Raw genomic sequence first — 6,960 nt, forward strand, 5'->3', positions numbered from 1 at the left:
CGTCATGCATCTGCTGCGCACCACGCCGGGCGGTTTTGTCGACGATACGCAAGGCGTGATCCGTATCGATCAGCAGCCTGCCGATATCGTGGTGCTCAGCTCCGCCGATACCACGCTGTCGCTGCTTGCGAGCGTGTTTCCTCGTCTGGGCGAGGGCTTTCCGAGTGTGCGGCTCGCGAACGTCACGTATTTGCGGCAGCCGGCTTCGGTCGATTTCTATGTCGAAGACGTGTTGCAGCATGCGCGCGTCGTAGTGGTCGATCATCTCGGCGGCGAGGCGTATTGGCCGTACGGAATCGAACAGGTGGTCGCGCTCGCCGAGCGCAAGCGGCAGACGCTCGCGATGTTCTCCGGCGATCTGCAGGAAGATCCGAACCTGCTCGCGCGCAGTACCGCCGACGCCGATCTGTGTCATCAGCTATGGCGCTATCTGCGCGAAGGCGGGCCGCAGAATGCCGAGGCGTTCCTGCGCTGCATCGCGTACCGCTCGCTTGGCTGGGGGCGTGAGCCTGCGCCGCCGCGCGCGTTGCCTGCCGCGACGCTCTACCATCCCGAACGCGATACACCGACGGTTGCCGACTGGCAGTCGCGCTGGCGTAAGGGCGCGCCGGTCGCTGCGATTCTGTTCTACAAGGCGCATCTGCAAGCGGCCAACACGGCCGTGTTCGACGCGCTTATCGATGCGCTCGAAGCACAAGGCCTGAATCCGCTGCCGATCGCGATTACCTCGCTGAAAGATGCGATGAGCCGTGAAGTCGTGCAGCAGTTGTGCGCGCAACATGATGTCGCGCTGGTGCTGAATACAACGGCATTCGCCGCGTCTGCCATCGACGACCCCGAGCCGCTTGCGCTCGCTGGCGACGCTCCGGTGATGCAGGTGATCCTGAGCGGCGGCAATCGCGAAGATTGGGTCAAGGACAATCAGGGCCTCAACTCGCGCGATATCGCCATGCATATCGCGCTGCCGGAAGTGGACGGCCGTATCATCACGCGGGCGATCAGCTTCAAGGGCCTCGCCTATCGTTGTCCGCACACCGAGGTCGATGTGGTCCGTTACCAACCGGACCTCGAACGCGTCAGCTTTCTGGCCGAACTGAGCCGCCGCTGGTGCCGTCTGCGCACGCTCGATAACGCGCAGAAGAAACTCGCGCTGATCCTCGCCAACTATCCAATGAGTGAAGGGCGGATCGGCAATGGCGTGGGTCTCGATACGCCGGCCTCGGTGGTCGGCATTCTGTCGATGTTGGCCGACCAAGGTTATCGGTTAAGCGAGCTGCCAGCCGACGGCGACGCATTGCTGAAAAAGCTGACCGAAGGCGTGACCAACGATCCGGTCGTGCGCGACTTGCGCCCCGCGTTGCAAAGCCTTGCGCTCGACGACTATTTTTTGTACTTCAACGCGTTACCTGTGGAAGCCCGCGATGCGCTGAACGCGCGCTGGGGTTCGCCCGAGCAGGATCCGACCTTGCGGCGCGGCCGTTTCATGATCGCGGGCTGGCGCTGCGGGCAAGTGTTTGTCGGGATTCAGCCGTCGCGTTCACGCGAGCAGGGCGATTACGCGAGCTATCACGACGCCGAACTCGTGCCACCCCATGCGTATCTGGCGTTCTATTTCTGGTTGCGTCATCAGTTCGGCATCGACGCGGTCGTACATGTCGGCAAGCATGGCAATCTCGAATGGCTGCCGGGCAAGAGCGTCGCCTTGAGCGATGCCTGCTGGCCCGATCTGATTCTCGGTCCGATGCCGCATCTGTATCCGTTCATCGTCAACGATCCGGGCGAGGGTAGTCAGGCGAAGCGTCGCGCGCAGGCCGTGATTATCGATCACCTGATGCCGCCGCTCACGCGCGCCGAAACTTACGGACCGTTGCAGGACCTCGAGCGCCAGGTCGACGAATACTATGAAGCGCTGATGGTCGATCCGCGCCGCTCGAAGCTATTGAGGCGCACCATTCTCGCGACCATCGTCGAGCACAAACTGCATGACGAGCTGAGTCTCGCGGAACCGAACGGTCAGGACGATGAGGATGCGTTGCTGACACGCGTCGACGCCTGGCTGTGCGAGTTGAAGGAGGCGCAGATTCGCGATGGTTTGCATACGTTCGGGCAATCGCCCGATGGGGTGCAGCGGCGCGACACGTTGCTGGCTTTGGGACGCTTTCCGGTCGGCGATGGCCAGGGCGGCAAAGCCGGTTTGATCGATGCGTTGGCGCGCGATCTGCAGATGGATCATCTGTTCGACCCGCTGTCGGTGGATTGGTCTGCGGCGTGGGACGGTCCTCGTCCTGACGTATTGCAGTGTGTAAGCGACGCGCCTTGGCGGCACTGTGGCGATACACGCGAGCGTCTGGAACTGTTGGCGGCTGCGATGTTGCGCGGGGTGTGTGGTGATGAAACGTCCGATGCGGTGCCTGCAAGCGGGACCTTGTACCAAGCCGACCGTGTGATCGAACGCCTGCGCAACGACGTGCTTCCGCGGCTCGATGCCTGTGGTCCGCAGGAAATGCTGCATCTGAAGCGCGGCCTTGAAGGGCGTTTCGTGCCGCCGGGGCCGAGCGGTTCGCCTTCACGTGGACGGCCCGACGTGCTGCCCACCGGCCGCAACTTCTATTCGGTCGACACGCGCGCAGTTCCGACTCAAGCGGCATGGTCGCTTGGTTTGAAATCCGCGCAGCAGTTGATCGAACGGCACTTGCAGGAGAAAGGCGATTACCCGCGCGCGATTGGCCTCTCTGTATGGGGCACCGCAACCATGCGCACCGGCGGCGACGATATCGCCCAGGCACTCGCCTTACTCGGCGTGCGGCCCAAGTGGGCGCCAGGCAGTCATCGCGTGACCGACTTCGAGATCATGCCGATCGAGGTATTCGACCGCCCGCGTATCGACGTCACCTTGCGCGTGTCCGGCTTTTTCCGCGATGCCTTCGCGAACGTGATGCATCTGTTCGACGCCGCCGTGCAAGCCGTTGCCGAACTCGACGAGCCCGAAGACCTGAACCCGATCCGCGCACGCGTGCTGCGCGAACGCGACGCGCTGATTGCGCGCGGCATGGACGCCGCCGAGGCGCGCAAGCGCGCCGGCTGGCGCGTCTTCAGCGCACGGCCCGGCGCCTATGGCGCGGGTCTGCAGGACATGATCGACTCGCAGCAATGGCAAACCGATGCTGATCTCGCGAACGCCTATCAGGCGTGGGGTGGTTACGCCTACACGCAGAAAAGCGCCGGCGAAGAAGCGCGCCACGCGTTCGGCACGCGCCTCGCGGCGATGGACGTGGTGTTGCAGAACCAGGACAACCGCGAGCACGACCTGCTCGATTCGAACGATTACTACCAGTTTCAGGGTGGTATGGTCGCGGCGGTGCGGCATCTGGCGGGCTATCAACCGCAGATCTATCACGCCGATCACAGCAACCCGGCGGCACCGCGCGTTCGCACGCTGCACGAAGAGATTGCGCGTGTGGTCCGCTCGCGCGTGGTCAATCCAAAATGGCTCGATGGTGTGAAGCGTCACGGCTACAAAGGCGCCGCCGAGATCGCCGCGACGGTCGACTATCTCTACGGCTACGATGCAACCGCGCGCGTGATTGCCGATCATCAATATGCGCTTGTCACCGATGCCTATCTGAACGACGCCGATACACGCGAGTTCTTGCAGCGGCACAATCCGCACGCCATGCATTCGATCTGCGAGCGTTTGCTCGAAGCGATGCAGCGCGGGTTGTGGCAAGCGCCCGGTGACTATCGCGCGCAAGTTGAACAGCATCTGCTCGCGAGCGAGCAGCAGATCGAAGGAATGCAAAAATGAACGCAGCGACCCAACGGCCCGCTTTTCCATTTGCCGCGCTGATCGGCCAGACGCCATTGCAGCAGGCGCTATTGCTGGCTGCGATCGATCCGGGTCTGGGTGGCGTATTGGTGAGCGGGCCGCGCGGCACGGCGAAATCGACCGCTGCGCGCGCGCTCGCCGAATTGTTGCCGGAAGGGCGGTTGGTGAATTTGCCGCTCGGTGCGAGTGAAGATCGCCTGATCGGCACGCTCGATATCGAAACCGTGCTGCGCGATGGCTCAGTACGCTTTTCGCCCGGCTTACTTGCGAAAGCGCATCGCGGCGTGCTGTATGTCGATGAAGTGAATCTGCTGCCCGACGCGCTCGTCGATGCGTTACTCGATGCCGCTGCCAGTGGTGTGAATACCGTCGAACGCGATGGTGTCTCGCATAGCCACGATGCGAGCTTTGTGCTGATCGGTACGATGAATCCGGAAGAAGGCGAGTTGCGGCCGCAACTGATCGATCGATTTGGTTTGATGGTCGAGTTGCAAAACTGTTTTGAGCCGCAGGTGCGTCAGCAGATTGTCAAAGCGCGTCTGGCGTTCGATCTCGATCCGCGGGGTTTCCGTGCTGGCTATACCCAGCAACAGGAAACATATGTTCAGCGGATTCGTGCGGCGCGTGAAGCACTGCCGCAACTCGACTTCGACGACGCCGTACATGCGCATGTCAGCGCACTGTGCATCGACGCGGCGGTCGATGGGTTGCGTGCCGATCTCGTGATGTTGCGTGCAGCGCGGGCATTGGCTGCGCTGGAGCAGGCGTCTGCGGTTACGACGGAACATGTCGAGCGGGTCGCTGAGGCGGTGCTGACACATCGGCGTCACGATCGCGAGACGCGTGCAGGTGATGACGCACATGAGAGCAAAGCGCAGCGGCCGACTGCTGACGATGCGAATGCCGCGCCTTCGCAACCTTCGCAGGATACAGCGCCAGACGCCGCTGCTACCGATAGCGATTGGGGTTACTTGCCACCGCAGCCAGCGGGCGTTGCGCAGGTCAAAGGCGTCATTCCGCTCAACGCAAAAAAACGCTGAGCCATCGGAAGGGGGCCGCCGCTGACTCGCGCAGCGGTTTTCGATGGCGGCAAGGCGCCGGCGCTGGTCCGCGTAGCCGTTTGCAAGGCGCGCCGGGCGAGCGCATTGCATGGCTGCCGACGCTCACCGCGATGCGTCAGGACACGTTGCACGCCCAGCATCTGCGCTTCGTGCGCGAGGCGCCGCGGGGCGGGGTACTGCATTGCTTCGTGCTCGATTGTTCCGGTTCCATGCTTGGGCGGAAGCGCCTCGAACTCGCCAAGGGTCTGCTGATTGCGTTGTTCGATCGCGCCAGCGCCGCGCGTGCCGAGGCGGCTCTGGTGTGTTTTGGCGGTGCAGGCGCCGATCTGCGTTTCGGTCCCGCCGTGCCGCGCTGGTGGAATGGGCGGTGGCTAAGGCCGGTGGGAGGCGGCGGTGGCACGCCGCTAGCGGCTGGCGTGCATCAGGCAGCGCAGGTGCTGGAGCGCAGCGCCCGGCGCAAGCCCGCGCAGCAGCGCTGGCTGTGGATCCTGACCGACGGCCGCAGTGGCGATCAGCCGGCGCGGCCGCGTCACGCGGACGAGGTGGTATTCGTCGATTTCGAGCGGGAGGCGATACGGCTGGGCCGCTGCCACGCGCTTGCCGATGCATGGGGCGCCGCGCTGTTTACGCCGGACGAACTGATCTCTTGAGCGGCACGCGCGCCGTGCGGCGCGTTTTCGTGCGCTTATTTCAAACCGTTGGACCAATACTGCACGTCGTCCTGGCGGTCGAATACGAAAACTTTCATCGCCATCTGCTGCGCTGCATCGAGTTGATCGAGTTCGAGGCCATGGGTCGACGGCTCGCCCGGCGCACTGCCTTTCTGCACATTGCGGATGACCGCGGTGGTTTGGATCTCGGTTTGCAGCTCCGCTGATTTGACGCAGAACGCAACGCGCAGTCGTTCGCCGACTGCACCCAGTGTCCACGAGGCGGTGAGCGACATGCCGAGCGCGCTGATGCTTTTGGCGAGGCCCAGACCTTCATATGAATCGCCAGTTTCGCCGATGCCGAAGCGCACCGCGAGGTGCGCGTGGACGCGGATCGACTTGCGTTCGCGCAGGCGGCGGACCACGCCGGGTTTCGATAGCACCACGTAGTCGAATGGGGCGCGGCAAACTGCCTCGACCGTGCAGACGAAACGGAACACGGCATGGCTCGCTATGGCGACGATTTCAATGTTTTCACCGAGGCTGAGCGGGAGGATGCGGCCATCTTGCAGGGGCGGCGTGACGAAGAGCGCCTGGTTGGGCGCGAAGCCGATGATGCGGCATGGATGCATTGGGGCGCCGCTGCCGAGCTGGGAGCGTATGCCTATTAGTGCACCTATCGTCAGGTGCATGTCCTTAAGTGTGAGCTTGCCGGTGGTGTCGGCGGGGTGGTCGGTTTGGGATTCCGGTTGCGTGGCCGTGTCCAGCAAGTCGCCGCGGTGCGGGTGGAAATTGTCGAACAGGAATTTGCGCTCGTCGGTGGTCGCCAGGATGGCGCCGCTGGCGAAGAGGAGTGTGCCGTCGGAGTCTGCGATTGGCCAGGCTAGCGGGGTGCCTACCGGCACTGCGTCTGGAGTCAGATGCGGTGATGGGAGGTCCTGTGTTTGGGGGGCGGCTTGAGATTCTGCCAGGGCTCCTGCTTGGGCTTCTGCGGGGTTTTCCATGGTCGGCGGCTAAATATGTGGCGGGATTACTTGTTTACGGCTGCGGGGGTGCGGAGCTTTAGGGTTTGGGGGTTTGTTTTTCTCTTATGTTGTTTGCATGATGGGGTGCCTTTTCTTGATTTGTTAGTCTTACTGTGTCAACTAAAAGCGATACCTGGTAGTATGAAGTAATAGCGACTACGGGGTATTGCAATGACAGACGATCTCGATGAATTTGACGCGTATCTCGACCATCTGGCACAGGAGTTAGGGCACGCTAATCGCCACGCTGGCCTTAAAGGCTACTGTTCCGGTCTGGTGATGCCACTGTCACGCAAGAGCGTCGAACCAATGGCCGCGCATATCGATCCGCTTCATGCCAGTGCGAAGCATCAGTCGCTCCACCACTTTGTTGCCAAGGCCGAGTGGTCCGACAAGGC

The 6,960-nt window shown here is 62.7% G+C and carries 5 protein-coding genes; 4 read left to right on the plus strand and 1 reads right to left on the minus strand.

What is annotated here, in order from left to right:
• Window positions 1-4 precede the first annotated feature (4 nt).
• The 3 genes from cobN (at window position 5) to HHL24_RS39210 (ending at window position 5,537) form a co-directional block, all read left to right on the plus strand.
• A complete protein-coding gene (gene cobN, locus HHL24_RS39200) occupies window positions 5-3,805 on the plus strand; it encodes a cobaltochelatase subunit CobN (RefSeq protein WP_169490663.1) in 3,801 nt (1,266 codons plus the stop codon).
• Window positions 3,802-4,866, plus strand: coding sequence for an ATP-binding protein (locus tag HHL24_RS39205; RefSeq protein ID WP_169490664.1), 1,065 nt, complete (start codon window positions 3,802-3,804; stop codon window positions 4,864-4,866). The genes cobN and HHL24_RS39205 overlap by 4 nt, the downstream gene beginning before the upstream one ends.
• Before the next feature lie 131 nt (window positions 4,867-4,997).
• Window positions 4,998-5,537 (plus strand): vWA domain-containing protein, encoded by a 540-nt coding sequence (locus HHL24_RS39210; protein ID WP_169490670.1) that lies wholly within the window; start codon window positions 4,998-5,000, stop codon window positions 5,535-5,537.
• A gap of 35 nt (window positions 5,538-5,572) precedes the next feature.
• On the opposite strand, the gene HHL24_RS39215 is transcribed toward HHL24_RS39210, so the two are convergent.
• On the minus strand, window positions 5,573-6,541 hold the full coding sequence (locus HHL24_RS39215; RefSeq protein WP_169490665.1) for a flagellar brake protein: 969 nt from the start codon (window positions 6,539-6,541) through the stop codon (window positions 5,573-5,575).
• A 192-nt stretch (window positions 6,542-6,733) separates the two neighbouring features.
• Between HHL24_RS39215 and HHL24_RS39220 the strand changes: the two genes are divergently transcribed.
• A partial coding sequence (locus HHL24_RS39220; RefSeq protein ID WP_206003149.1) for a transposase occupies window positions 6,734-6,960 on the plus strand: 227 nt, incomplete at its 3' end.

It is taken from the genome of Paraburkholderia polaris (genome assembly GCF_012927345.1).
Taxonomy (GTDB): domain Bacteria; phylum Pseudomonadota; class Gammaproteobacteria; order Burkholderiales; family Burkholderiaceae; genus Paraburkholderia; species Paraburkholderia polaris.